22 protein-coding genes are annotated in these 25,971 nt (G+C 37.3%); 16 read left to right on the forward strand and 6 right to left on the reverse strand.

All coding sequences use genetic code 11. The annotated features are described in order from the left end of the window. Position 1: 1 nt before the first annotated feature. The 5 genes from Q1K34_RS07930 to Q1K34_RS07950 are packed head-to-tail and all read left to right on the forward strand — an operon-like array spanning position 2 to position 8,261. Complete coding sequence (locus tag Q1K34_RS07930; protein WP_300436906.1) at positions 2 to 3,343, forward strand: VCBS repeat-containing protein; 3,342 nt, start codon at positions 2 to 4, stop codon at positions 3,341 to 3,343. 24 nt (positions 3,344 to 3,367) lie between these two features. Beyond that, positions 3,368 to 5,110 carry a GMC family oxidoreductase gene (locus Q1K34_RS07935; protein WP_300436909.1) on the forward strand — a complete coding sequence of 581 codons (1,743 nt, stop codon included), beginning with the start codon at positions 3,368 to 3,370 and terminating at the stop codon, positions 5,108 to 5,110. 11 nt (positions 5,111 to 5,121) lie between these two features. Further along, positions 5,122 to 6,003 (forward strand): sugar phosphate isomerase/epimerase, encoded by an 882-nt coding sequence (locus Q1K34_RS07940; RefSeq protein ID WP_300436912.1) that lies wholly within the window; start codon positions 5,122 to 5,124, stop codon positions 6,001 to 6,003. 28 nt (positions 6,004 to 6,031) lie between these two features. After that, complete coding sequence (locus Q1K34_RS07945) at positions 6,032 to 6,691, forward strand: gluconate 2-dehydrogenase subunit 3 family protein (protein WP_300436915.1); 660 nt, start codon at positions 6,032 to 6,034, stop codon at positions 6,689 to 6,691. Positions 6,692 to 6,734: 43 nt separating this feature from the next. Beyond that, entirely contained in the window at positions 6,735 to 8,261 is a 1,527-nt protein-coding gene (locus Q1K34_RS07950) for a biopolymer transporter TolR (protein WP_300436918.1), read from the forward strand. A 43-nt stretch (positions 8,262 to 8,304) separates the two neighbouring features. On the opposite strand, the gene Q1K34_RS07955 is transcribed toward Q1K34_RS07950, so the two are convergent. After that, positions 8,305 to 8,715, reverse strand: coding sequence for a Dabb family protein (locus Q1K34_RS07955; RefSeq protein WP_300436920.1), 411 nt, complete (start codon positions 8,713 to 8,715; stop codon positions 8,305 to 8,307). A 227-nt stretch (positions 8,716 to 8,942) separates the two neighbouring features. Here Q1K34_RS07955 and Q1K34_RS07960 point away from each other — a divergent pair, with 227 nt between their 5' ends. Continuing rightward, positions 8,943 to 9,890: a polysaccharide deacetylase family protein gene (locus Q1K34_RS07960; protein ID WP_300436922.1), complete on the forward strand. Its 948-nt coding sequence runs from the start codon at positions 8,943 to 8,945 to the stop codon at positions 9,888 to 9,890. 341 nt (positions 9,891 to 10,231) lie between these two features. Here the strand turns inward: Q1K34_RS07960 and Q1K34_RS07965 are convergent, their stop codons facing one another. Continuing rightward, entirely contained in the window at positions 10,232 to 10,729 is a 498-nt protein-coding gene (locus tag Q1K34_RS07965; RefSeq protein ID WP_300436925.1) for a RidA family protein, read from the reverse strand. 588 nt (positions 10,730 to 11,317) lie between these two features. After that, on the reverse strand, positions 11,318 to 11,662 hold the full coding sequence (locus Q1K34_RS07970) for a hypothetical protein (protein ID WP_300436927.1): 345 nt from the start codon (positions 11,660 to 11,662) through the stop codon (positions 11,318 to 11,320). A 422-nt stretch (positions 11,663 to 12,084) separates the two neighbouring features. On the opposite strand from Q1K34_RS07970, the gene Q1K34_RS07975 reads away from it, so the two are divergent. From Q1K34_RS07975 to Q1K34_RS07985, 3 genes are all read left to right on the forward strand, one after another. Continuing rightward, complete coding sequence (locus Q1K34_RS07975; protein ID WP_300436930.1) at positions 12,085 to 12,735, forward strand: flavodoxin family protein; 651 nt, start codon at positions 12,085 to 12,087, stop codon at positions 12,733 to 12,735. A 226-nt stretch (positions 12,736 to 12,961) separates the two neighbouring features. Next, entirely contained in the window at positions 12,962 to 13,618 is a 657-nt protein-coding gene (locus Q1K34_RS07980; RefSeq protein WP_300436933.1) for a DUF2461 domain-containing protein, read from the forward strand. A gap of 6 nt (positions 13,619 to 13,624) precedes the next feature. Then, positions 13,625 to 14,140: an adenine phosphoribosyltransferase gene (locus tag Q1K34_RS07985; protein ID WP_300436935.1), complete on the forward strand. Its 516-nt coding sequence runs from the start codon at positions 13,625 to 13,627 to the stop codon at positions 14,138 to 14,140. Here Q1K34_RS07985 and Q1K34_RS07990 read toward each other — a convergent pair. The 3 genes from Q1K34_RS07990 to Q1K34_RS08000 form a co-directional block, all read right to left on the reverse strand. After that, positions 14,137 to 14,292 (reverse strand): SsrA-binding protein, encoded by a 156-nt coding sequence (locus Q1K34_RS07990; protein ID WP_300436938.1) that lies wholly within the window; start codon positions 14,290 to 14,292, stop codon positions 14,137 to 14,139. The genes Q1K34_RS07985 and Q1K34_RS07990 overlap by 4 nt on opposite strands. Before the next feature lie 89 nt (positions 14,293 to 14,381). Continuing rightward, the gene (locus tag Q1K34_RS07995) at positions 14,382 to 16,637 is read right to left on the reverse strand and encodes a M56 family metallopeptidase (RefSeq protein WP_300436941.1); all 2,256 of its coding nucleotides are present in this window, start codon (positions 16,635 to 16,637) and stop codon (positions 14,382 to 14,384) included. After that, complete coding sequence (locus tag Q1K34_RS08000; RefSeq protein ID WP_300436944.1) at positions 16,634 to 16,996, reverse strand: BlaI/MecI/CopY family transcriptional regulator; 363 nt, start codon at positions 16,994 to 16,996, stop codon at positions 16,634 to 16,636. The genes Q1K34_RS07995 and Q1K34_RS08000 overlap by 4 nt, the downstream gene beginning before the upstream one ends. Before the next feature lie 129 nt (positions 16,997 to 17,125). On the opposite strand from Q1K34_RS08000, the gene Q1K34_RS08005 reads away from it, so the two are divergent. From Q1K34_RS08005 to pyrF, 7 genes are all read left to right on the forward strand, one after another. Further along, positions 17,126 to 18,070, forward strand: coding sequence for a calcium/sodium antiporter (locus Q1K34_RS08005; protein WP_300436947.1), 945 nt, complete (start codon positions 17,126 to 17,128; stop codon positions 18,068 to 18,070). A gap of 589 nt (positions 18,071 to 18,659) precedes the next feature. After that, positions 18,660 to 20,846 (forward strand): glutamine synthetase III, encoded by a 2,187-nt coding sequence (locus Q1K34_RS08010; RefSeq protein WP_300436949.1) that lies wholly within the window; start codon positions 18,660 to 18,662, stop codon positions 20,844 to 20,846. A 124-nt stretch (positions 20,847 to 20,970) separates the two neighbouring features. Then, a complete protein-coding gene (locus Q1K34_RS08015) occupies positions 20,971 to 22,152 on the forward strand; it encodes an AIR synthase related protein (RefSeq protein ID WP_300436951.1) in 1,182 nt (393 codons plus the stop codon). A 295-nt stretch (positions 22,153 to 22,447) separates the two neighbouring features. Then, positions 22,448 to 22,936 (forward strand): hypothetical protein, encoded by a 489-nt coding sequence (locus Q1K34_RS08020; RefSeq protein ID WP_300436954.1) that lies wholly within the window; start codon positions 22,448 to 22,450, stop codon positions 22,934 to 22,936. A gap of 78 nt (positions 22,937 to 23,014) precedes the next feature. After that, positions 23,015 to 23,701: a hypothetical protein gene (locus tag Q1K34_RS08025; RefSeq protein ID WP_300436957.1), complete on the forward strand. Its 687-nt coding sequence runs from the start codon at positions 23,015 to 23,017 to the stop codon at positions 23,699 to 23,701. A 74-nt stretch (positions 23,702 to 23,775) separates the two neighbouring features. Continuing rightward, positions 23,776 to 24,852: a peptide chain release factor 1 gene (gene prfA, locus Q1K34_RS08030; protein ID WP_300436959.1), complete on the forward strand. Its 1,077-nt coding sequence runs from the start codon at positions 23,776 to 23,778 to the stop codon at positions 24,850 to 24,852. A gap of 293 nt (positions 24,853 to 25,145) precedes the next feature. Then, entirely contained in the window at positions 25,146 to 25,964 is an 819-nt protein-coding gene (gene pyrF / locus Q1K34_RS08035) for an orotidine-5'-phosphate decarboxylase (RefSeq protein WP_300436961.1), read from the forward strand. The last annotated feature ends 7 nt before the right edge of the window (positions 25,965 to 25,971 follow it).

Genomic DNA, 25,971 nt, shown 5'->3' on the forward strand with positions numbered 1-25,971 from the left:
AATGAAGAGCATTAAATTCATACCGATCATTGCTGCTTGTATTTCATTTTCATGTATTACCGAAAGTGAAGAAAGTTTACAAGATCAGACCCATTTTACAAGATTAAGTGTAGAAGACTCGAATATAGATTTTCAGAATATTTTAACCGAGAATGATAGTCTTAACTACTTCAGTTATTCTTATCTATATATGGGTGGAGGTATAGCTGCAGGAGACATAAATAATGACGGCCTTACAGATCTTTTTTTTACCGGAAATATGGTATCAAACAAACTGTATCTAAATGAAGGCAAGCTTAAGTTTAAGGATATCTCAAAAAAAGCAGGTGTAGAAGGAGATGGACGTTGGTTTACCGGCGTGACCATGGCAGATGTAAATGCTGACGGCTGGCTTGATATTTACGTCTCGGCTTCTGGAAAATTTGAACCTCGCGAAAACTTACTGTATGTGAATAATAAGGATGGCACCTTTACAGAAAGAGCCCGGGAATATGGAATAGCAGATAAAGGTCATAGTGTGCAATCTACTTTCTTTGATTATGACCTTGATGGAGATCTGGATCTTTTTGTAGCTAATTATCCTCCCACACGTTTTGATTCCCCCAATCATTTTTATTTGTTCAAAATGCAAAACCTCAAAGAGGTAGAGTCAGATAATTTATATAGAAACGATAATGGCGTTTTTACCAAAGTTACCGATGAAGCCGGAGTAAAATCTTTCGGACTTTCACTCAGTGCCACAGTGGGTGATTTGAATGAAGATGGATGGCCAGATATTTACATTTCCAACGATTTTAGCACACCAGATTATATGTATCTTAACAATCAGGATGGAACTTTTACCGATGTGCTGAAAGAAGCTACTCAACAAACTTCTTTCTATGGTATGGGGGTGGATATTGCTGATTACAATAATGACGGACTTCTGGATATTCTGCAAATGGATATGGCCGCCAAGGATAATAGACGCTCGAAAGCGAATATGGCCAGTATGAATCCAGATCTGTTCTGGAGTACAGTAAATTCAGGGTTTCATTACCAGTATATGTTCAATTCTCTTCAGACCAATGCGGGAAATTTGCAAGGAAATACACCCTATTTTAGTAATACAGCAAATCTTGCTGGAGTACAAGCCACAGATTGGAGCTGGGCTCCGTTATTTGCCGATCTGGATAATGACGGATGGAAGGATATTTTTATTTCGAACGGCACAAGAAGGGAGATAAACAATAAAGATTATTTTAATGAACTTAAAAAAAGATCTGTTCAGAACGATAGTCTTCTGGAGAAATCCCTGGAAATTCCTTCTGAAAAAATAGATAATTTCGTTTTTAGAAATAAAGGAGATTTAACTTTTGAAAGAGTGAATGATAAGTGGGGTTTAAATTATGCAGGCTTTTCCAATGGAACTGTATATGCCGATCTTGATAATGACGGGGACCTGGAAATTGTGCTGAACAATATTGATGATACCGCAACCATATTTCGGAATAATAATCTAGATGGAAATAGTTATTTAAATATCAGCTTGAAAGGTCCGGAAAAAAATAAATTTGGTATTGGTGCCCGGGTTTATCTTAAAAATAATGAGCAGTCTCAAATGCAGGAGCTTAATCTAAGCCGGGGCTTTCAATCTTCTGTAGCTCCGGAATTACACTTTGGATTAGGAAACAGGAAAAAAATAGAAGAGCTTAAGGTTGTTTGGGCAGATCAAAGAACCCAGGTCTTAAAGGATGTTTCAGTTAACCAAGATTTGGTTATTAATTATTCCGATTCCCAGACCCCGACTTCTGTGGTTCCCAAAAATCCTGTGAGAAAGCTATTTTTAACGGTTTCAGCAGACTCGCTTAATCTTGATTATAAACATTCGGAAAACACCTTTGATGATTTCCAAAAAGAAATTCTCCTACCTCATAAAACTTCTATGTTTGGCCCGGGGATGGCTGTAGGGGATTTGAATAATGACGGACTGGATGATCTTTTTATTGGCGGAGCTTCAGAATCTCCAGCCGGAATTTATTTTCAAACTCCTAATGGCTTTCAAAAGAAGGAGTTTGAGGCTATATATAAAGATCTTAAATACGAAGACCTTGGAGCCCTGATCTTCGATGCAGATAATGATGGCGATAATGATCTTTATGTGGTTAGCGGTGGAAATGAATTCTCTCCACATTCTGAATTCTTACAGGATAGGCTGTATATCAATGAAAATGGAAATTTTCAAAAATCGAGATCCGCACTGCCGGAAATGATTACCAGTGGTTCAAGAGCTTATGCGCATGATTATGATAAGGACGGAGACCTCGATCTTTTTGTTGGTGGAAGGTTAGTGCCGGGTAATTATCCCTCACCTGCTACCAGCTATCTTTTGGAAAATATTTCTGAAAATGGAAATGCCAAATTTATAGATGCAACACCAAAAGCAGCGCCTGAACTTTCAAATCTTGGAATGGTAACTAGTGCTACTTGGACAGATTTTGACAATGATGGATGGACAGATTTAGTTATCGCAGGAGAATGGATGCCGATCAAGGTATTTAAGAATAATCGCGGCAATTTTTTCGATATATCAAAACAGTTAGGACTTGCAGATTCTACAGGTTGGTGGTTCAGCATAAAGGAGGGTGATTTTGACAATGATGGTGATATGGATTTTATAGCAGGAAACTTAGGTGAGAACTATAAGTACAAGGCCAGCGAGGATGCTAGTTTTGATATATATTATTATGATTTTGACGGAAATGACACCAGGGATATTGTGTTAAGTTACTATAATGATGGGGAAAAATTTCCTGTGCGGGGAAGAGAGTGTTCTTCCCAACAAATGCCCGGAATCAAAAAGAAATTTGAAGATTATAACTCTTTTGCAAATGCAAATCTGGAAGATATATATACCACGAATTACTTAGGAAATGCTCTCCATTACCAGGTAAACTCTTTTGCCAGTGTATATATTGAAAACAGGGGAGATAAATTTATTAAACATAATTTACCTAAGGAGGCCCAGATTTCAACTATAAACCAGATTCTCACAGAAGATTTTAATAAGGATGGAAACCTGGATGTAATAATTGCCGGCAATCTATATGCTTCAGAAGTGGAAACACCCCGGGCAGATGCCGGAATAGGTCTTTTGCTGCTAGGTGACGGAAATGGGGGTTTTGAGCCGGTAAAAGCTAGAGATAGTGGTTTCTTTATACCTGGTGATGTAAAGGATATGGCCAGGCTGAGAACTCCTGATGGGGAATATATCATAGTGGCTAAGAATAATGACAATTTACAATTGATTAAGCTTAAAGAGCCGATTTCAAAGAATAATGAAATAGCAGCCGCTAATAATTAAATATTTCAGCAAAATCAACCATTTATGAAAAGTCCGGATCTAAAGAAAAAATATGATGCAATAGTTATTGGTACCGGTATTACCGGAGGATGGGCATCGAAGGAACTCACAGAAGGAGGCCTTGATACACTTGTTCTGGAGCGGGGAAGAATGGTGGAGCATGTAAAGGACTATCCTACTATGAATAAAGATCCCTGGGATTTTCAGTTTAGAGGTCAGCCAACCTATGAAGAAAGACAGCGGCAGCTGAAACAGGCGAGAACGGGCTACACTACAGGGGAAGCGAGTAAGCACTGGTTTGTTGATGATATAGAGCATCCCTATAATGAAGAAAAGCGTTTTGACTGGATTCGCGGCTATCATGTTGGTGGAAAATCCCTCATGTGGGCCCGAATGTCTTTTAGGTGGAGCGAAATGGATTTTGAAGCCAATAAAAAGGATGGCCACGGGGTAGACTGGCCAATCAGGTATAAAGATCTGGTTCCGTGGTATGAGAAGGTGGAGAAATATATTGGAATTAGTGGGAAAACTGAAAATCTACCTCAATTGCCAGATAGCATCTTTACTCCGGAAATGCCCCTGAATTGTGTGGAAATGGAGCTGAAGGACGGAGTAGAAGCAAACTACGATGACAGAAAAGTTATAAATTCCAGGGCTGCAAACCTAACTGATCCTGAAGGAAGGGAAGGACGTGGTCCCTGCCAGTACCGGAACAGGTGTATCAGAGGTTGTCCTTATGGAGCATACTTTAGTAGTAACTCCTGTACGCTTCCCGCTGCGGAAAGAACTGGTAACATAAGCCTTAGACCGCATTCGATCGTTCATGAAATTATATATGATGATGCCTTGGGAAAGGCTACAGGGGTTAGGGTTATTGATGCGGAGACTAAAGAAAAAATGGAATTCTACGCTGATGTTATATTTTGTTGTGCCGGCGCAATCCCTTCAACTTCGATTCTTATGCAATCAAAATCGGAAAGATTTCCAAATGGCCTTGGGAACGATAGCGGAGAGCTGGGTCATAATATAATGGACCATCATTTTAAAGTGGGTGCTACCGGTAAATCTGATAATCACCAGGAGGATTATTATAAGGGAAGAAAGCCGGCAGGTTTTTTCGTTCCTCGTTTTCGGAATATAGACGAAAAAAGCACCATGAATACGTTTATCCGCGGTTATGGTATGCAGGGCGGAGCCAGCAGAACCGATTGGACGGAAGCCGTAGGGGAAATGAGTTATGGTAAAAAACTCAAGGACAAATTAATCAAGCCGGGTGGCTGGACGATAGGCATCAATTGTTTCGGCGAATGCTTGCCTTATCATGATAACAAAATGACCTTGAACTATGATAAGCCAGATCAATGGGGGTTGCCTACAGTTACCTTCGATTGTGAATATAAAGAAAATGAAAGAGCGATGCGAAAAGACGCTCAGGAGCAGGCCGTAGCAATGCTTAAAGCAGCAGGATTTAAAGATGTGGAAGGCTACGAAGATCCGTGCTTTCCAGGTAATGGTATTCACGAAATGGGAACTGCCAGGATGGGAAGGGATCCAAAAACTTCTGTTTTAAATAAGTATAATCAAATTCACGCAGTTCCTAATGTTTATGTAACAGATGGAGCCTGCATGACCTCTTCAGCTTCCCAGAATCCCTCCCTTACTTATATGGCTATTACAGCCAGGGCAGCCAATCATGCCATAGAAGAATTTAAAGCGGGCAAATTTAAAACCTCTTCGAGTAATACTGTAGAAATCCAACCCACCTAAAAATAAAAATTATGATCCAAAGACGTACTTTTTTAAAACAAACAGGACTGGCACTTGCGGCTACAACAGTTCTTCCCAGTATTTTTTATAGCTGCAGAAAAGATTATCCTCTTGGTTTACAGCTTTATTCCTTAAGGGAGACCATTGGGAATAATGTGGAAGGTGCGATCGAGAAAGTGGCCGGAGTAGGATTCAAAGAAGTAGAGACCTATGGTTATTCACCGGAAAATGGTTTCTGGGGTTTAACTATAACACAGTTTAAGGATCTTTTGAACAGGAACGGACTCAGCTCACCAAGTGGACATTATGGAGCCGATAAATTTTTGAGTGCGCAGGGTACTATGAGTGATTTTCAGAATGTGCTGGATGCGGCTAACGAGCTGGGACAAACTTATGTGATCATACCATACATCGGGGAGCCTTTAAGGACCTCTATTGATGATTACAAACGGATGGCCGATAAGCTGAATGAGGCCGGAAGAAAATGTAAAGAAGCAGGTTTAAAATTGGGCTATCATAATCACGCGTTCGAATTCGATAGCTTCAATGGAAGCACGGGCTATGAAGTATTCCTGGAAAATACCGAGGAAGATCTTGTCTTTTTCGAAATGGATATATATTGGGTGGTCAGGGCAGGTAAGGATCCGGTTGAATTGTTTCAGCAATATCCGGGAAGATTTCCATTATGGCATGTGAAAGATATGGATAGAATGAATAATGAATTGAATACGGAAATTGGTAGTGGTACAATCGATTTTCAGAAAATATTTGAAAAAGCTAGATTGGCAGGAGCTAAGCATTTCATCCTGGAGCAGGAGAATTTTAAAATGGATCCATACGAGAGCCTTGCTGAAAGTTATTCCTATATAAAGAATGATCTCATCCAATTATAAAGCTTTTTCAGAGAAAAACACATATAAAATGAACAGGCGACAAGCATTAAAAAATATTGGATACGGCGCAGGCTTTTTCGTAGTAGGACCTACTGCTCTTAGCATTCTTCAGGGTTGTAAAAAGGAGCCTGAAAATAAATGGCAGCCGGTTTTCTTGAGCGCAGGCCAAGGCCTCATTCTTACTAAAATTCTTGATGTAATTATCCCGGCTACAGATACTCCTGGGGCGAACGATGTAAATGTTGCCGGGTTTATTGATGCCTATATGGAAAAAGTACTATCCCCGGAGGAAAAACAGAATTTTAAACGTTCTGCCGAAGCATTTAGCCAGGCCTTTAAGAATGAGTTAGAGAAAGAAGCTGAAGAAGGAAACACAGAGGATTTTTTAAGGATCATAAAGAAATTTTTTGAGGCTACCCCTGCACAACAGGAGGAATTTGCCAGGAGGAGTGGAGAAACTCAGGATCCTATGGATAAAACTCCGGAAGAAGAGAATCTATTCACTCCTGAGCAGGCAGATTCACTTGCTTTTGGATACCTTAAGGATATCAGGAATATGGGGATATGGGCCTGGAAAACGAGTGAAGAAATAGGGGAAAACGTGCTCTGGTACGATCCGGTTCCCGGTGAATATATTCCGTGTGCACCAATCACTGAACTGGGCAGCGGGAGAGCTATGTCTTTATAATAATATAGATCTAATTTTCATTTAAAAATTTAACCTTCCCAGAATGCGAGTTTTTAGTTTACTCTTTTTATTGTTGAACAGTATTTTGAGTGTTGCTCAAAACCCTGTAGGGATATTCAGTTTCAGCAAAGATATTGGCAATCCTTCCGGGGAAGGTTCTGCAATCTATAATCAGGAGGATCAAAGCTATACTTTGAGTGGAGCCGGTTATAATATCTGGTTCGAAAAAGATGAATTTCATTACCTGTACAATAAAATTGAAGGAGATTTTATTATAACCGCGAATTTTGAATTCGATGGAGAGGGAACAGATTCCCATCGCAAAGTAGGATTGATGATAAGAAAATCTGAAGACGAAGATGCAGCACATGCCAGCGCAAGTCTTCATGGGGATGGTCTTACGCTATTGCAGTGGCGCGAGTCACGGGGATCTGAAATGAGAAATCCCGAAACACAGATATTTTCACCGAAATCCGGATACGAAATTCTTCAACTTGAACGGAAAGGAAATGAAATTATAATGCGGGCTGCACATTGGGGCGAACCTCTACAAAAAATAGGTTCCAAAAACCTGCCCAATCTCTCTGGTGAAGTATTGGTAGGCTTATTTATAAATTCTCATAATGAAGAGGTGGTTGAAACTGCCAGAGCCTGGAATGTTAGAATAGACCGGCCGGTAGCAGATGATTACAATCCGGGTGAAGAAGGCTGGTTAGGCTGTCGCCTGGAAATTCTGAACGTGCAGAATGGAATGCGAAATGTGATCTATGAAAAAAATGATCGCTTTGAAGCACCTAACTGGATGCCGGGAGGAGAAAATCTTTTATTCAATATGGAAGGTTCCTTATACACCATACCTTTAACCGGAGGTGAACCTGTGAAATTCGATACAGGGTTCGCAGATAACCTCAACAATGATCATGGGATTTCATTTGATGGGAAAATGATTGCTATTAGCCATCATCGTGATGGTTTGCAAGGTGGGGGCTCCACGATCTATGTCCTTCCTATTGAGGGAGGAACTCCGCAGCTTGTTACAGAAGAAACTCCATCTTATTGGCACGGCTGGGCGCCAAATAATGAGGAGGTGGTTTACGTAGCTACTCGTGAAGGCAATCCCACTTATGATATTTATAAAAAATCTATTCATGGCGGTGAAGAAATTGCCCTTACCGATACCGGGGAAGGTGAACACGTAGATGGTTGTGAATATTCTCCAGATGGGGAATATATTTATTACAATGGCAGTGCTTCCGGCACCATGCAGATCTGGAGAATGAAACCAGATGGTTCCAATAAAGAGCAACTTACATTTGATGCCAGGAATGACTGGTTTCCGCATATTTCACCGGACGGAAAATGGATCGCCTATATCTCATTTCCTGCAGAAATTCCGGTAAACGATCATCCTTCCTTTAAAGGGGTAACGCTCAATTTAATGCCAACTTCAGGAGGCGCGCCAAAAGTAATTGCTTATTTGTACGGTGGTCAGGGAACTATTAACGTCCCGTCGTGGTCCCCGGATAGCAGATACATAGTGTTCGTTAGTAATTCGGGAATTGCAGATTAACTAAGCTTTATGAGAAACTGAAGAAAAAAAAGACAAATCTATTTTATTTACTTTTATTCAATTCTACTGAATCATATACCTGTACCTTTTTCCATAGATGGGAAGCTTCATCAATAAACTTTAGATGAGCTGGTTCTTTTTGGTATTTGTTCTGAATTTCTTTTGAAGCAAAGCTAAGTATCAAAGAATACGTATAGGAGTTATCGACAACTTCTCTAGGCGTATTGGCAGGAACACCAATAAATTTTGTTCCCGCGTATTCGCTTTTATTTAGAAATTCTTTAAGTGAGGCCTCAAAATCTGCTCTGTCCTGTTCATTTTGTGGATTATTTAACCAGAAGTAAACCACATGGACGAAATTCTTATCGAAGTCTGATGGGCCTTCCTGCGCGAATATGGGCTGAGAAGCGATAACAAATAAGAGTATAATGCTGAATTTTAAAAGTTTTGACATTGGTGAAGCTCATTTTAAGTTATTGTGAAAAGTACGATAAAAATTGAAGTTTATAGTCATGCTTGCCCGATCAGGAAAAAGACTATAAGTAATTGGAAAGGAGTGTTTAAAAAATTCTTAACCAAGACAATTGGTTATAATACCGGTATATTAGGCTCACTATCTAATTATGAAGTTTAACCGAAAAATTTTAATTATCTTCATATGGTTCAACAAAAATCTATCTAATGAAAATTCGAGTTGCTTCCTGTTTTTTTGTATTTCTATTCACGTTCACTTTTTCGATTTCAGCACAGAATACAGGCAATATTGCTGAAAAATTAGGCTACCCGGGCGATTCGAAACTCCTTATTATTCATGCCGATGATGCAGGGGTAAGTCATTCAGAAAATATGGCTACCATTAAAGGAATGGAAGCCGGAATCGTTAACTCTGCCAGTATAATGGTACCATGCCCCTGGTTTCCGGAAATTGCGGCATATGCAAGAGAGAATTCCGAAAAGGATTTTGGGCTTCACCTCACTATCACTAGTGAATGGAAAGATTTTAAATGGGGTTCTACAAGCTCCAAAAATGAGGTGAAGAGCCTTATTAATAACCACGGATATTTTTACCATTTAACAGATAGTGTACGAGTAAAAGGCGATGCTATGGATGTGGAAAAGGAGATAGACAGTCAGATCAGAAAAGCGCTTGACTTTGGAGTGGATGTAACCCATCTTGACGGCCATATGATGGCGGTGATGAGTACACCGGAATTTATGGAAGCATATATTAAGAAAGGCAGGGAGTATAAAGTACCAGTATTATTAAGTAAACAATTTCCTGCTTTTGAAATGCTAAAGGAGAAGATGGAATTTACCTCCAAGGATGTAGTTACAGACCATCTTTTTCAGGCATATCCAGAAGCTTACAATACCCAGGGTATGGAGAATTTCTATGAAGATATTCTAACTAATCTTGAGCCCGGACTTTCAGTGATCCTTATCCATCTGGCTATCAATAATGATGAAATGAAGGCTGTTACCAAAGATCATCCAGATTATGGAAGCCAATGGCGACAGGATGATCTTGATTTCTTCACCAGTGAAAAAGCACGAAAATTAGTGGAAGACAATAACATTATTTTGGTTACCTGGCGGGAAATAAGAGATAAAATAGTTAGAGCGAAATAAGATTAAGATTAGCCTATTCAAAATCTACTGCATGAATTCAAATTATTCTTACACTAATTGGAATTGAGGCACAAGACTACTCATCTTTCATATATCTAAGAGATCCAGGTACATTCCGCGAGATCAAAACACTGATCCCATACTGGAAAAATCTCCAGCGAAAAAACAATAGTTATAGGATGGAACCAATAAAAATAAACCCTTCTGCGCTTTCCTATGAAAATATTTGACTGTACCAAAGATCCAGCAGTTGATAAAGAATGCTATTTATTAATAAGTAATTTTATGGAAGATCTAAACAGTTTTTACAATAAACGTTATTTATTAAATTCTCCAGATTTTTATTCCTCTAATTCCACAATCACTTCAATTTCTACAGCAATATTCGATGGTAATGAACAATGTCCAACGGCTACACGTGCGTGTTTTCCTTTATCTCCAAAAATTTCAACCATAAGATCAGAAAATCCATTGATCACTTTAGGCTGATCATAAAATTCAGAAGAGGAATTTACCATTCCCCGTACTTTTATAAATTGTTTAATTCTGCTGAGGTCTCCGGTTGCCGCCTTAAGAGTTGCAATGATATCAATGCCGGTTTGGCGAGCTGCTTCATATCCCTGGTCGATAGTAAGATCCTCACCAAGTTTTCCTTTCATTTTACTTCCATCGCCCGCCAGATAGAGCAAATTTCCTGTCTGTCGCCATTTTACAAAGTTGGCAGAAGGTTCTGTAACTTCGGGTAGCTTGATATTTAAATGATTTAACTTTTCTTCGGGGGTTTGTCCTAAGGAGCTGAAACAAACAAGGATGAATAGTAGAAGGGATAGATTTTTCATAAAATAGATTCCATTAAATATTCTTTAAATTTTAAAGGTTTATATACCTCTTTAGCCTGGAGTAAATGTCTTCGCTCATGAGATTATTTCTAAAGCCATTTTGAGTTTATAAACTTGGAGATGCATAATATTTTCCAGTTCCTTTTCCTCTAACAGTTGCACCTCTCCCTTGGGAGAGGTCGGAACTGCTTTTTTAGCAGTTCCGGGTGGGGAAAATAAAAAAATCGGTTTTTGGCCGGGAAGGCCAAAATGAAACCGGCGAAATACCCCTACAGCTTACCTTAAAGATAGTAGTTTTCAAGAAAGTTTTTATTCCCTCTCGGTTTAAGAGCTTAAAAATTCCACTATAATATCATCAACTCAATGATTCCAATTCTCCTGAATTTTTATAATCTTTTAAAGCTATAAAAGCTTCATGAATTATGATAAGGAAATTATGAATTGAGAAAAAGAATCAATTTCTCGGTCAGGATCTGCTAAAAATACAGCTAATGAGGTAAATAAAATTAACCTCAAATAAAATTCTTTATATTATTCTGCAATCAGAAAGTAGAAAATATCAGGATTTTAAAATCTATAAAATATAGGCTATTCAGGAATAGCATTCTTTTTGAAATTCTTGGAAGAAGGGTTTTTATTAAATCTTTTCAAAGAATCCGGGATAAACTTTTCCTTTAATCCAAGACTGATCATATGATCTATGCTGTTCTGTTTTACACATTTTTCCATTTCCCCAAGAGGTATGCGGTAACAGGATTTTCTAATGTACATTTTATCCTGATCAAATAGTTTAGATGTAATATCAAGATCTATTAAATTTCCATTGGTTCTGCTTGAACAATAGTAATTAAATTTAATTTTCTCTTTATTCTTAAGCGGTAGTTCATTCACCTTCGGAATCTCCAGATCATTTCCAAGTTTTTTGTATTTCATGGTGGTCGGGTTTATACCTAAAATTAATTTAAAATCTTTATTTCAATTAACACAATCCCGTTTTTTATGAATACAAAAGATTGGTATTCAGTAAGTAACATAATTGTCGGTAAGCCTGGCGCTATTTTTATCTACCTCTAAATTTAATTTCACCTTCGCTTTTAGAAGTTACACTCGAACTTAACGATGTAGGTGGGAAATTTTGTCTTTCAATGAATGTCCCAATTAAAAATAAAAAAAGCAGGTTAAATATAGCAGTTAAGCGCTTTGAACCATTGAAAAGATGTGGTTCAGGTTCGTTCCTTAAAATTCAGATTTTAAAATATAATAGCAGAAAATGAATTTTTTTAACCGGTTGTTAACTGCAATACAGAGGGGAATTTTATATGTTCAGTAATTATTAACCTGAAAAAAATAAATCTATGGAACTGAAAGCACTTTTCCTTAATTGTACATTGAAAAAATCCCCGGAAACTTCCAATACTGAAGCCTTTATTAAAAACGCCGAAAAGATATTCAAAGAACTTGATGTGGAGACGGAAAGTATCAGAGTGGTAGATCACCAAGTGAGTTTTGGCAATACATCAGATGAAGGAGATGGTGATGAATGGCCTGAAATCCTAAAAAAAGTAAAAGCAGCTGATATGCTCATTATAGCGACCCCAATTTGGAGAGGGGACCGTAGTTCTGTCGCGAAAATGATCAATGAACGTTTTGATGGTATTATGGAAGAAGGAAACGATAAAAATGGCCAGTATCCTACCTATAATAAAGTTGGAGGCATTATGGTAGACGGGAATGAGGATGGCGCTAAAAAGGCAATTTCAAGTATTGCTTTCGATCTCTCTGAACACGGATTCAGCATTCCTGTAAATGCTTTTTGTTATTATGTTGGTAAGGCAGGGCCAGGACCAAGTTATATAGAGGCTGAAGGCGATAAACATGAATTTACGAATAATATGATGCTGCTTATGGTTCATAATATGGTGCATCTCGCAAAAACACTTAAGGAGAGTCCTTATCCCACACAAGTGAATAAACTGGAAGAAAGAGCAGGGAAGATGAGTGAATAATTGTAAGCGTTTTATTGATTATTAATGTTGAGAAAGTTTAATATATTCACAATCCTTAATTTTTTGAGAGAAATTAGGGATTGCTTTTTTTTCTTATAAGTTGGTTGAAAAAACCAGGATTTAAGCTTAGAGTTTAGCATCTGAAGAAAAGGTTCTTGAGGTCTATTTTTTAAAAGAAGGCTCTATTTATCTAATTTAAATTCAGATTAACACCTTTGATATAAAAATGGGCTTTTACAAAATGTTTGATTTTTTACGTCGACTCAACCGGAACAATTATAAAGAGTGGATGGATGAGCATCGAAATGAATATCATGAAGTGCGGGATTTCTATGTTGATTGGTTAAATCAATTGGATATAAAACTAGCTAAAATTGATTCAAATTATTCACCCACTACCGGAAAGCAGGCAATAAATAGAATTAACAACAACCTTCTTTTTCATCCAAATAAACCGGTTTATAAAGACCATTTTGGAGCTGGCCTCGATAAGGAGAAAGATAAAGGGGATTTTTATATTCATATAGGAATCAATGAAAGTTTTGTAGCCGGAGGAATTTACAGGCCGAAAAAACAAATGCTAGATAGTATTAGAGCTGCTATAGATTATAATGGTGAGGTTTTGGAAAAAATACTCCATAAAAAATCCTTTAAAGATACTTTTGGCGGATTGATGGAGGATGAAAAACTAAAAACTGCCCCTAAAGGCTTTTATCAAAACCATGAGCATATAGAACTATTGCGAAATAAGAGTTTTGCCGTAATGTCTAGCCTTAACCAAGAAGAGATTGTAAAAGATGATTTTCAGGAAAAACTTATAAGTATATATAGAGAAATGTCAGCTTTTCGTCACTACCTTAACAACGCGATAACTGTTCAATAGAAATTAATGGATTTAAAATCATACGTTCGTGAAATCCCCGATTTTCCTAAAAAAGGAGTGAGTTATAAAGATATTACGCCCCTTTTACTGGATCACAAGGCAATGCAACTCGCTGTAAAACTTTTTTTAGAGAATCTGCCCAAAGGAAATATAGATAAAGTAGTTGGCATTGAATCACGGGGTTTCTTATTTGCAACGCTACTTGCCGAAAAACTGAATGCAGGTTTTATTCCCGTTCGTAAACCGGGTAAATTGCCTTATCAGGTGCATAGGGAAGTATACGAACTGGAATATGGAAAAGATTCATTAGAAATACATGAAGATGCCATTCTAAAAGGTGAAAAGATTCTTTTACATGATGATGTACTCGCCACTGGAGGTACGGCTGCAGCCACCTGTAAATTAATAGAAAAATGTGGCGGAGAGATCGTGCAGTGTAATTTCCTGGTAGAGTTGGAGTTCTTAAAGGGGCTAAATAAGCTGAAAAATTACAATGTGTCCTCCTTAATTAAATATCCCTAATCCAGGGAGTTTTTTGTTACCCACAGTTTCCATCCTATAATTGCCATTTGTGCTTTGGAAGCATTCCGCAAATCAAAATCATCCTTCTTGGAATAACTGGGGAGGACTTTTTTATTGAGTTTGGCAATTGTCTTGAAAATATGCTTTTTCATCAATTCAACAATTAGTTATCTAATATACAATTATAATAATGATGATAAAAAGCCACTACACTAGCGGCTTTTATCACAAATCATATTGTTTAATAGCTTCCATAATTGCTCGAAACGATAAGTTTACCATCTTTTGTTAGGCCAATAATCACATGTGGTATACCTTCTGAGTTCTGAAAACTTGCACTGGCCATCTTCCCGTCTTTTGTTGTTGCCTTAATACTTACAGCAGTTATATCACCCTCCGAATTTCTCTTGATACCCGTAAATTCAGTTTCAATGTCTGCTCCAGATTTGATCATTTTTTTCAAATTTTTAATATTTTCTTCATTGGAGTTTTTGTGAAGTACATACAAATCGGTTTTAACTGGATGAGATGTGTCTCCTTCAAATTTCTTAGTATAAATTTCTATCACACCATCTGAAGCCGCTTCCCCATATTTATCGGTTGCAGATGTTCCTTTTAGCACATTAATTTTTAATATGTTTTTAGGGTCGATTTTTTCCTTCTCGAAATCTCTCTTCTGAACCTCTCCATTTAAGACGTATAAAGGATTGGATTGTTGTATAAATATTTGATCACTCGTGATCGTATTGTTGGATTCAGATATGCTTCCTGTATGTCTAGAATTTAATTTGGTTGACTGAAAACCGATTATGTGGTCACCAGACATTTCTTTAATTTCTTCTGGGTCCTCTGTGAAAAATCCAGTTCCTGTAACTTCAACTTTCCCGGGTTTATCCTTCATCATTTCATAATCGCTCTTTTTCTGGAAACCTTCATCTTCAATACTTTTATTCTTTTTCTGTTTAGTCTTTTCTTCCGAAACGTTCACCTGAGCATCAACTTTCATTATCCTCGATTTGCCATTTTTATCTATGATTAAATAATTCTGACTAAAATTTTTATCCGTTTCAAAAACCTGGTCATCTGTAAATTTATCAAGTATTTTTCCTTTGCTGATATCTATAGAACCATCCTGACCACTGGAGCCGTATAAAGCAACAGATCTAATACCTGTTCTAATCTCTATAGGTCCCATGATTTTCACATATTTATTTCGAAGTTTATTAGCCTTAATGGGCTTACCCTCGATTATATAAAGTGGGTTATCACCTAGTGCCTCCATCTGTTTATGAAGGTCTACAACTGAAATATCTGCATTTTCCAATGTTTCATAACCTATGTTGCCATCTTTATTTACAAAGATTTTGACCGGTTTAATACCATTACTATTAGATTGATTATAAGTTCGGGTAATACCTTTAACAGGATCTGTAAGCGTGGATCTTATACTAATGATTTTCTCAGAATTAAATTTTAAGTCAAAAAATTTCAAAACCCTTCCATCTTTCTCAAAAATGTTTTCGAGTTTTTCAAGATCTTCTTCTGATGTCTTAGCATTGATTGTAATTGCCATCCCTTCCCTGGGATATTCTATTTGTGTAGAAACCTCTTTTTCAGTAGATGTTCGCACGTTTGCTTCAGTCTTCACATTAAATAGCAGCAGAAAAGCTAGCAAAACAGGCATCAGTAAGCTTAACTTCCATGCCGGACTTTGTGTGGATGATTTTTTGTTTAACATAAGGATTCGTTTTTTGATAAATGATTTGTAAAAATGATTAGTAAGTGCCGGTTTCAGGTCGGCTATAGAAACTTTTACCAGGGCATGCTGGTATTGCTTTAATTCAGCTTTTGACTTTACCGTTTCCCGGTCGGCAATAAATTCCAGGTTTTCTTCTACCGATTTTTTGTATACCCAAGCAAATGGATTGAACCATAACAGGCAACTCACCAGGTTCACCAGAAGAATATCGGCTGAATGTAGTTGTTTCGCATGCACCTTTTCGTGCTCTAAAATAAGGGCTAGGTCTTTATGGGAGTGTTGGGTTGGATTGTAAATTATATAATTAAAGAAAGAAAAGGGAAGTTGATTTTCTGACACTTCCAGATATTTTAATCCTGAATTTTTCTGAAAATCATGTGATATAATAATTTTAATGACTGTATATAGCTGAATGGAAAATCTCAATAAAAATAAGCCGGTGATGATGAAGTATAGAATTCCTGTGATCTGCCACCAGTCCACCGGAGTTTCCATAGGAATTTTGGAGGTTTCAGTAGTACCAACCAGGAAATTAAGGGATTGGGGTTTTTGCTCGATAAATACTTTCCGCGTAAAATAGATAAAAGGTAAGATTGTAGCGGTAATGATCCCGTAAGCTAAATACTTCCTGTTTAGCTGGAAAGAAGTTTCCTTTTTGAGAAGCAACAAATAACCCAGATAAAAAATTCCTAGCAGGGCAGAGGCTTTTAAGAGATAAATAATAATACTTTCCATCATTTCTTTTCTTTTTCGATGATGTCCAAAATTTCACGTAGTTCCTCTGCACTAATTTTCTCCTCCCTGGCAAAATAGGAAACTACATTTTTGAAAGAGTTGTCAAAAAAGCGCTTGGTGGCCATATTCATAAATTGCTTTCTGTATTTTTCCTTGCTTATAATAGGAAAATACTGATGAGTCTTTCCGTAGGCTTTATGTGAAACATAACCTTTCTCCTCCAGATTTCGAATAATTGTAGAAACGGTATTGTAATGCAGTTTTTGATCTTTTAACTCGGGAAGCACCTCTTTTACAAAAGCTTTTTCAAGCTGCCAAAGCACTCTCATAATCTCTTCTTCTTTGTTAGTCAGTTTCTCCATTTATTTGCATTTTAAATTTTCCAATTCTCAAATATAACGAAAAAAATAGTTTAAAAACTACAAACGTAGTTGTGTTTTAATCTAGCACTTTTTTAAAGCATTTCTCCTATCTTCGCCAAAAATTGTTGCATGAGCATTGTATTTCTATTGATTGGTTTTGTGTTGCTGGTAATAGGAGGGGAGTTTCTGGTAAGATCTTCCGTTGCCCTTTCATTAAAGCTAAACATTTCCAGAATGGTCATTGGGCTAACAGTGGTATCTTTTGCTACGTCTGCTCCTGAACTATTGGTAAGCTTACAGGCGGCGATTGAGGGTTTTTCTGATATCTCCCTGGGGAATGTAATTGGCTCCAATATTGCCAATATTGGTTTGGTGCTGGGCTTAACGGCAATGGTATCTCCATTGATGGTAGATCGTGATTTCTATAGGATTAACTGGCCAACCATGATGATTTTTTCTATCGTGCTCTATTTTTTTCTGTTAAGCAATAATGAATTATCCCGAATAGAAGGCGTAGCATTATTAATAGGACTGGTTGCTTACCTGTTCCTACTTATAAAACGTTCCCGAAGAAAAGACAAGGTCATTGCAGAAGAAGTTGATGTATCACTTCGAAATGTAAGCGGATTTAAATTGACTATCTGGCTCCTTATTGGGATTGTTGCTCTTTGGGGTGGGTCTGAATTGTTGGTTAAAGGAGCTGTAGATTTGGCAACAAAACTAGGAATCAGTGAACGGGTAGTATCGGTTACCGTTATTGCGGTAGGAACCAGTGTGCCAGAGCTTGCCGCTTCCCTTATTGCCGCGGTAAAAAAAGAAAAAGCAATTTCCCTGGGGAATTTAATAGGTTCCAATATCTTCAATATTGCATCGGTACTTGGGTTAACTGCTGTTATCAAACCTATTGTAGTTCAATCCTCCGCAATTTTAACCAATGACATGTTCTGGATGCTTGGGATCGCTTTTATTTTGCTGCCTATGCTTTTAATCCCAAAATTCTCTGAAATGGGAAGGAAAGAAGGTTTTGCATTGCTTGCAGGTTATACCGTTTTTATTCTCCTAACTATTATGTAAACTGCCATTCTAAAAATGGCTTATAATTTTTTTCAGTAGTGTCTGATAAAATTTAAAGAACGAACCTGAACAGAATTTTCAATAGTTCAGAGCTTTTAACTATTCCCTATACCCCGCTTTTACACATTTTATAATTATAGTATTTATTGAAAGACACAATTTCCAACTTCTTTTGGTTATCAGTTAGTTAAGTTCAGGTCTAACTCCTTATGTCTAAAGTGAGGCGGTCTGGTTTCTTCAACCGGACATAAGTCAATTTTTATGCAATTCATATAGAAAGTACTTCTGCATAAATTTCCTTTAAAAGGAATGTTTCAAAATTTTTTTCTGATCATCTTAAATATCAGGAGATAGTATTCAGGCTATTTATCGAAAAAATAATCTTTTTTTGAATCTTTAGGTTATAATCGGTTTATGACATTCGTAATATATGGCTTCTTTTCACATCGGTTTTTATGAACTGTTAAAAAACAGGGGTTCTTCTTAATAAAATCCTATTTATTTATTTTTAGCCCCTTTATTCTTATGGGGTAATTATTAATTTACATACATTTGTCGCGTAAATTTTAAAAATCTTAATTTAGAATATATGCCAACTTTACGATTTCAAGCTTTAAAGGAAACACTTAACCGCAAACCAGTTAAGATCGAAGAACCTGCAAGAAGATCAGAAATTTTCTCCAGTAATGTTTTTAATGAAACGGTGATGCGCCAGTTTCTTACCAAGGAGGCTTTTGAAAATGTAACTGAAGCCATGCGTACCGGGAAGAAAATTGACCGTAATGTAGCCGATCACATTTCTACCGGAATGAAAGAATGGGCGATTTCTAAGGGAGTTACCCATTATACTCATTGGTTTCAACCTTTAACAGGAACTACCGCTGAAAAACACGATTCTTTTTTCGAACCTTTATCTGAAGGTCTTGCTATTGAGAAATTTGGAGGTAGTCAGTTAGTGCAACAGGAACCAGATGCTTCCAGTTTTCCAAGTGGAGGTATTAGAAATACTTTTGAAGCACGTGGTTATACCGCATGGGACCCAACATCTCCTGCTTTTATCTGGGGAACCACATTATGCATTCCAACAATTTTTGTTTCCTATACGGGAGAAGCACTGGATAATAAGACTCCTTTACTAAGAGCGCTTCAGGCGGTAGATAATGCTGCCACCAATGTTGCTAAATATTTTGATAAAAACGTTAAGAAAGTGAATGCCACCCTTGGATGGGAGCAGGAGTATTTTCTTATAGATTCTGCACTTGTTGCTTCACGACCAGATATAACCCTTACAGGTAGAACCCTTCTGGGACATTCTCCTGCAAAAGGACAGCAATTGGATGATCACTATTTTGGATCTATTCCTTCCCGGGCTATTGCTTTTATGATGGATCTTGAGATCGAATGTATGAAATTGGGGATACCGGTTAAAACCCGTCATAACGAAGTAGCACCTAATCAGTTTGAGCTGGCACCTATTTTTGAAGAGGCTAACCTCGCAGTAGATCATAATTCATTAATTATGGATGTGATGAAAAAAGTTGGGGAAAGACATAATTTAAGTGTCTTGATGCATGAAAAACCATTCGCCGGGATTAACGGTAGTGGAAAGCATAACAACTGGTCTTTAGCTACAGATACTGGAACAAACCTGCTTTCTCCTGGCTCAACCCCTATGAAGAACCTGCAATTCTTAACTTTCTTTATAAACACTATTAAAGCCGTTTATGATAATGAAGAATTGTTGAGGGCTTGCATCGCGAGTGCATCTAACGATCATCGTTTAGGTGCCAATGAAGCACCACCGGCAATTATTTCTGTATTTATAGGTTCACAACTAACGAAAGTTCTGGATGAGCTTGAAAAGGTGACAGATGGTAAACTTTCTCCCCAGGAAAAAACAGATCTAAAATTAAATGTAGTAGGCAAGATTCCGGAAATTTTGCGTGATAATACCGATAGAAACCGTACTTCTTCTTTTGCCTTTACCGGGAACAAATTTGAATTCCGCGCCGTTGGTTCTCTTGCGAATTGTGCAAACGCTATGACCGTGCTGAACAGTATCGTGGCAAAGCAGCTTAAAGACTTTAAAGTAGAAGTAGATAAGTTAATCAAGGACAAGAAGATGAAGAAGGATGATGCGATCTTTAATGTTCTTAGAGAATATATCAAAAAATCCAAAAAGATCCGGTTTGAAGGTGATGGTTACGGCGAAGCATGGGAAAAGGAAGCAGAAAAACGTGGCTTAAGTAATAACCGTACTACTCCGCAAGCTTTAAAAGCTCAGGTTAGCAAGAAGACCATCGCTTTATATAAAGAATTAGAGGTAATGAACCAAACAGAGGTCGAAGCTCGCCATGAGATCGAACTCGAGGAGTATGCGATGAGGATCCAGATTGAAGGTCGTATTCTTGGAGATATTGCCAGAAATCATGTGATACCTACCGCAGTTCGTTACCAGAATATCCTTATTGAGAATGTGCGTGGATTAAAGGAAATCTATACAGATGATTTTACGCGCCATGCTAAAGAGCAATTAGAGCTTATAGAAGGTATCTCTGCTCACATCGCTAGCATCAACTCTAATGTAAATGCTATGATCGAAGCCAGAAAGATTGCTAATAAATTAGAGGAGGCTGAAGAAAAAGCTTTTGCTTATTGTGATGATGTAAAACCTTATTTTGAAGAGATAAGATATCATTGTGACAAGTTAGAGTTATTAATAGATGATGAACTTTGGCCATTAGCCAAGTACAGAGAGCTATTGTTTACGAGATAGATTATTTAAAATCGAATTATTTACTAAAGCCACGCCCAAAAGCGTGGCTTTTTTCTTTAAAATTTACCGATTATTTACCAAAACTGTTTAAACTAATTATCTTTGAGGTCTCTAAGAAAAAATAATGAGTAAAGAAGTTAGTAAGCGTTATTCAGGAAGAGGTGTTTCCGCCGGAAAAGAAGATGTACATAATGCGATTAAAAATGTAGATAAAGGACTTTTTCCGAAGGCGTTCTGTAAAATTGTACCAGATCATTTAACAGGGAGTGAGGATCACTGTTTGATCATGCATGCAGATGGTGCTGGAACAAAATCTTCACTGGCGTATACGTACTGGAAGGAGACCGGTGATATTTCGGTTTGGAAGGGGATAGCGCAGGATGCTCTTATCATGAATATCGATGATCTACTTTGCGTAGGCGCAACCGATAATATCTTACTTTCTTCAACTATTGGAAGGAATAAAAATCTTATTTCCGGTGAAGTTATTTCAGCAATTATTAATGGAACCGAAGAATTAATTTCAGAACTCAAAAACTTTGGAGTCGAAATTCATTCTACCGGCGGAGAAACTGCCGATGTGGGGGATCTTGTAAGAACTATCATTGTAGATTCCACAGTAACTGCCAGGATGCCTAAAAATAAGGTTATTGATAATGCAAACATCAAACCCGGCAATGTTATAGTTGGTTTATCATCTTCCGGGCAGGCTTCTTATGAAAAAGAATATAATGGCGGCATGGGAAGTAACGGATTGACTTCTGCCCGTCACGATGTGTTTTCCAAAATCTTAGCTGAAAAATATCCGGAAAGTTTTGATGATTCGATCCCTGAAGAATTAGTATATTCCGGCACTAAGAAACTTACCGATGAGGTGGCAGAGAGTCCCATAGATGCCGGTAAATTAGTGCTTTCCCCTACCAGGACCTATGCTCCTATTATCAAAAAGATCCTTCAGGATGTTGGGAATGAAAATATTAATGGAATGGTTCATTGTAGTGGAGGTGCCCAAACCAAAATATTACATTTTATAGATCAAAACCATATCATAAAGGACAATCTTTTTGAGACACCACCGCTTTTTAAATTGATTCAGCAGGAAAGTAAAACCGACTGGAAGGAAATGTACCAGGTTTTTAATATGGGACACCGAATGGAAATTTATGTGGATGAAAATTTTGCCTCAGAAATCATTAAAATTTCAGAATCCTTTAATGTAGATGCAAAGATCATAGGCAGGGTAGAAGCTTCAGAAAATAAGAAACTATCTATCAAAAGCCCGCATGGAATGTTTGAATATAGTTAATATTAACTGTACAGCGTTTAAATTAAGCGGTAGTTGGTGACGCGATTTAGATAATTCAGTTTAATTTGACAAGAAGTAACTTAAAAGAATGAAATTCTGGTTTGGCCTTTTCATATGTATCGTTGTCCTGGCCAATTTTTTAGCCATATTCTATTTAGATTTAATCGCAGACAGGTGGTTCAGGTTTGGGCGACCTTTCTTTTTCTGCTGATCTACGTTTTAAAATATTTCTCCAGCAAGCGACTATTCAGTATTTTCTTATTGTTGGCAATCTGCGACGGCCTTATCGTATTCTATGAAATTTTCCGTTGTAAAGAATACTCTTTATTTGGTAAGGATACTTGCTTATTTAAATCTCATTTTATTAGTTATACCTGCCTTAAATAAACTTGTTCTCAATTTATTCACTGTTTTAATCTCTGTGTTTGTGATAGGCATAGATATTTATCTCTTGCATGAAATGGCTGAATCATTGCCAGAGAGTGATAAAAATCCTTTATTTCTTAGTCTTTTTTATCTGTTAGGTTTTTTTTCACTTGCCATTGTAGCTGCATGTCTTTCTTATTTAAACAGATATGCGAATAAGAAAGCTTTCCTCCTTGTGATAGCGGCGTTTGGGTTTGTATTGTCTGATATTTTCTATTATAATGCTTACTATCTTGATTTTGAAGTATTTTATTATCTGGATAGATTAGCTAATATTCTTGGCATAGGAGCGCTATTATTATTTTCAAGACGATTAAAACATAAGGATAAAAATTCTGTTAGTGCGTCTACTCTTTAAAAAACCTTTATATTTTCCTTTAATTAACAGGTAGAATTCTATATTTATCCTAACTCTCTTGCAACCAAACAAATTACCATGCTTTCTAAGTCTTTACTATCTGCGCTCACTGCGATAATACTTTTGGCAAATTTTTATATCATATTTGCTTATGACCTGGAAGTTAGCCGATGGGCTCGTTTAGTGAGTACTTCCGTTTTTATGTTTCTTTTACTTTTACAAAGAACTTACAGTAAGAGGTTGCTTGGAGTGTTCTTTTTCTTGCTTATTTCTGATATTGGATTATTCTATTACGAAAATCCCTTAGCCAATGCAGGAACATTTTTAATGCGAATTACGGCCTATCTCTTACTCGTTTTCGTGGTGGGGTCAGAGCTAAAGAAGCTTCAAACCAGTCTTTTTCAGAAGGTATTATTTGTAGTTGTTTTTACGCTGAACCTTGCCATGCTTTATCTATTAGTAGGTATGGTGCCTGGTGAATATGTTTATCCCGGCCTGAATCTTCTTTTTTATGCCTATGGAATATCTATGATAAGTATGGTTATTGCTGCGATTTCCTACAGCAACCGTTATTCAGATAAAACATCTTTCTTCTTTACGGCAGCCACCCTTTGTCTGGTTTTTTCTGATATCTCTTCCTTTATCGCTTATTATCTTGAATTTGAAGAATTTTATTTTCCCGATAGGTTTTTCTATATTCTGGGAATTGCCGGATTGGTGAAATTTAATTCCTTCGGAAGAGCCATAAGACGGTCGAAACTTTAGAAAGCCTTTAAAGCTTTCTCTGAAATTTCAGGCAAATTATCGTAAATTTGCTATCCTAAATTCAGTAGTATTATATGATTGAGAGACTAAATATCGTAAAACAGCGGTTTGATGAGGTGAATGATCTAATTATTCAGCCAGATGTAATATCAGATCAGAAGCGGTATATTCAATTAAATAAAGAGTATAAAGATCTTCGTGCGCTAATGGACGAGCGCGAAAAATATATCAGTCTTACCGATAATATTCAGGAAGCTGAAGAAATAATTTCAGACGGCAGCGATCCCGAAATGACCGAAATGGCAAAACTCCAGTTAGAAGAGGCCAAAGGTCAACTTCCGGAACTGGAGGAGAAAATAAGAATGATGCTTATTCCTAAGGATCCTGAAGATGCCAAGAATGTGGTAATGGAGATTCGTGCCGGTACAGGAGGAGATGAGGCCAGTATTTTTGCCGGCGATCTTTATCGTATGTATACAAAATATGTGGAAAGCAGAGGCTGGAGCCATAATATTGTAGATTTTAGCGAAGGTACCAGTGGAGGATTTAAGGAGATGATCTTTGAAATTTCTGGGGATGATGTTTATGGAACAATGAAGTTTGAAGCCGGGGTGCATCGTGTTCAGCGTGTTCCGCAAACCGAAACCCAGGGACGAGTTCATACTTCAGCAGCAACCGTGATGGTACTGCCTGAAGCAGAAGAATTTGATGTGGAAATTGATCCAAAAGATGTGAGAATAGATTATTTCTGTTCTTCAGGACCTGGGGGGCAGTCGGTAAACACAACCTATTCTGCAGTAAGGTTAACTCACGAACCTACAGGTTTAGTAGCGCAGTGTCAGGATCAGAAGTCCCAGCATAAGAATAAAGAGAAAGCATTTCGTGTACTCCGTTCCAGGCTTTATGAAATGGAGCTGGCTAAAAAAATGGAAGCAGATGCCGCTAAAAGAAACTCCATGGTTTCCAGTGGAGACCGTAGTGCCAAGATTAGAACATATAATTATGCGCAAAGTCGTGTAACCGATCACAGGATCAATTTAACGTTATATGATCTTTCCAATATAATTAATGGGGATATACAAAAGATCATCGATGAACTTCAGTTAGCTGAAAATACTGAGAAACTGAAAGAGAATTCAGATATGCTTTAGTGAAAAGTGAGTCTGGATGCGAGTGTAGCGCAGAATAGCGCGGCAGTCTAATTTAATTCTAAAGCAAACACGAGATTGCGTCGCTTCGTTACACTTCGCTTTCAATGACAGGTGGAAGGGAAAGCGAAAAGTGAAAAGTGAAAAGTGAAAAGTGAAAAGTTTTCTAAAGTACGATTAAAATTTTATTTTCTGATAACTGATAACTGATAACTGATAACTGATAACTGATAACTGCCCTTCACCAAGCTTAGGGTGACAATAGATAATCGAGAACCTACAACCGATAAACAAATATGACTTCAAAAGAGCTCACAGAACAGATATTTAAAAAGAAATCTTTTTTATGTGTGGGCCTTGATACCGATCTGGATAAGATCCCTACTTATCTACTTTCTGAGAAAGATCCTGTTTTCAGCTTTAATAAAGCTATTATAGATGCAACGCACGAGTATTGTGTAGCTTATAAACCAAATATTGCCTTTTATGAGGCGTTAGGAGTAGATGGTTGGAAGGCATTAAAAAAAACGATAGAATATTTACATTCAGAATATCCAGATATTTATACCATTGCAGATGCTAAGCGGGGTGATATTGGAAACACTTCCAGAATGTATGCAAAAGCCTTTTTTGATGATCTTGGTTTTGACTCAATTACGGTTGCGCCCTATATGGGAAAAGATTCTGTAGAACCTTTTCTTGAATTTAAAAATAAGCATACCATTCTTTTGGCTTTGACTTCCAATGAAGGTGCTTTTGATTTTCAGACCTTGAAAACCGGAGATGACGATCTCTACAAAAAGGTGATCCAAACTTCAAAAGAATGGCAAAATTCTGAAAATTTAATGTATGTTGTGGGCGCCACGAAAGCTGAATACCTCGCAGATATTAGAAAAATTATTCCTGAAAATTTCTTGCTGGTTCCCGGAGTGGGAGCACAGGGAGGAAGTTTGGAAGAAGTTTGTAAATATGGGATCACTAAAAATGTGGGGCTTCTGGTAAATAGTTCCCGTAAAATAATTTATGCTTCAGATTCTTCAAATTTTGCAGAAATAGCCGGTGCAAAGGCTGAAGCCATGCAAAACCAGATGGCCCTGGAATTAGAAAAATTATAATTTTTTG

Origin of the sequence: Christiangramia sp., from assembly GCF_029937855.1 — a bacterium.
Classification (GTDB): Bacteria; Bacteroidota; Bacteroidia; order Flavobacteriales; family Flavobacteriaceae; genus Christiangramia.

Excerpts from the sequence above, each read along its gene's own strand:
- Q1K34_RS07930 (WP_300436906.1), top strand. The coding sequence starts at position 2 with ATGAAGAGCATTAAATTCATACCGATCATTGCTGCTTGTATTTCATTT.
- Q1K34_RS07935 (WP_300436909.1), top strand. The coding sequence starts at position 3,368 with ATGAAAAGTCCGGATCTAAAGAAAAAATATGATGCAATAGTTATTGGT.
- Q1K34_RS07940 (WP_300436912.1), top strand. The coding sequence starts at position 5,122 with ATGATCCAAAGACGTACTTTTTTAAAACAAACAGGACTGGCACTTGCG.
- Q1K34_RS07945 (WP_300436915.1), top strand. The coding sequence starts at position 6,032 with ATGAACAGGCGACAAGCATTAAAAAATATTGGATACGGCGCAGGCTTT.
- Q1K34_RS07950 (WP_300436918.1), top strand. The coding sequence starts at position 6,735 with ATGCGAGTTTTTAGTTTACTCTTTTTATTGTTGAACAGTATTTTGAGT.
- Q1K34_RS07955 (WP_300436920.1), bottom strand. The coding sequence starts at position 8,715 with ATGTCAAAACTTTTAAAATTCAGCATTATACTCTTATTTGTTATCGCT.
- Q1K34_RS07960 (WP_300436922.1), top strand. The coding sequence starts at position 8,943 with ATGAAAATTCGAGTTGCTTCCTGTTTTTTTGTATTTCTATTCACGTTC.
- Q1K34_RS07965 (WP_300436925.1), bottom strand. The coding sequence starts at position 10,729 with ATGAAAAATCTATCCCTTCTACTATTCATCCTTGTTTGTTTCAGCTCC.
- Q1K34_RS07970 (WP_300436927.1), bottom strand. The coding sequence starts at position 11,662 with ATGAAATACAAAAAACTTGGAAATGATCTGGAGATTCCGAAGGTGAAT.
- Q1K34_RS07975 (WP_300436930.1), top strand. The coding sequence starts at position 12,085 with ATGGAACTGAAAGCACTTTTCCTTAATTGTACATTGAAAAAATCCCCG.
- Q1K34_RS07980 (WP_300436933.1), top strand. The coding sequence starts at position 12,962 with ATGGGCTTTTACAAAATGTTTGATTTTTTACGTCGACTCAACCGGAAC.
- Q1K34_RS07985 (WP_300436935.1), top strand. The coding sequence starts at position 13,625 with ATGGATTTAAAATCATACGTTCGTGAAATCCCCGATTTTCCTAAAAAA.
- Q1K34_RS07990 (WP_300436938.1), bottom strand. The coding sequence starts at position 14,292 with ATGAAAAAGCATATTTTCAAGACAATTGCCAAACTCAATAAAAAAGTC.
- Q1K34_RS07995 (WP_300436941.1), bottom strand. The coding sequence starts at position 16,637 with ATGATGGAAAGTATTATTATTTATCTCTTAAAAGCCTCTGCCCTGCTA.
- Q1K34_RS08000 (WP_300436944.1), bottom strand. The coding sequence starts at position 16,996 with ATGGAGAAACTGACTAACAAAGAAGAAGAGATTATGAGAGTGCTTTGG.
- Q1K34_RS08005 (WP_300436947.1), top strand. The coding sequence starts at position 17,126 with ATGAGCATTGTATTTCTATTGATTGGTTTTGTGTTGCTGGTAATAGGA.
- Q1K34_RS08010 (WP_300436949.1), top strand. The coding sequence starts at position 18,660 with ATGCCAACTTTACGATTTCAAGCTTTAAAGGAAACACTTAACCGCAAA.
- Q1K34_RS08015 (WP_300436951.1), top strand. The coding sequence starts at position 20,971 with ATGAGTAAAGAAGTTAGTAAGCGTTATTCAGGAAGAGGTGTTTCCGCC.
- Q1K34_RS08020 (WP_300436954.1), top strand. The coding sequence starts at position 22,448 with ATGAAATTTTCCGTTGTAAAGAATACTCTTTATTTGGTAAGGATACTT.
- Q1K34_RS08025 (WP_300436957.1), top strand. The coding sequence starts at position 23,015 with ATGCTTTCTAAGTCTTTACTATCTGCGCTCACTGCGATAATACTTTTG.
- prfA (WP_300436959.1), top strand. The coding sequence starts at position 23,776 with ATGATTGAGAGACTAAATATCGTAAAACAGCGGTTTGATGAGGTGAAT.
- pyrF (WP_300436961.1), top strand. The coding sequence starts at position 25,146 with ATGACTTCAAAAGAGCTCACAGAACAGATATTTAAAAAGAAATCTTTT.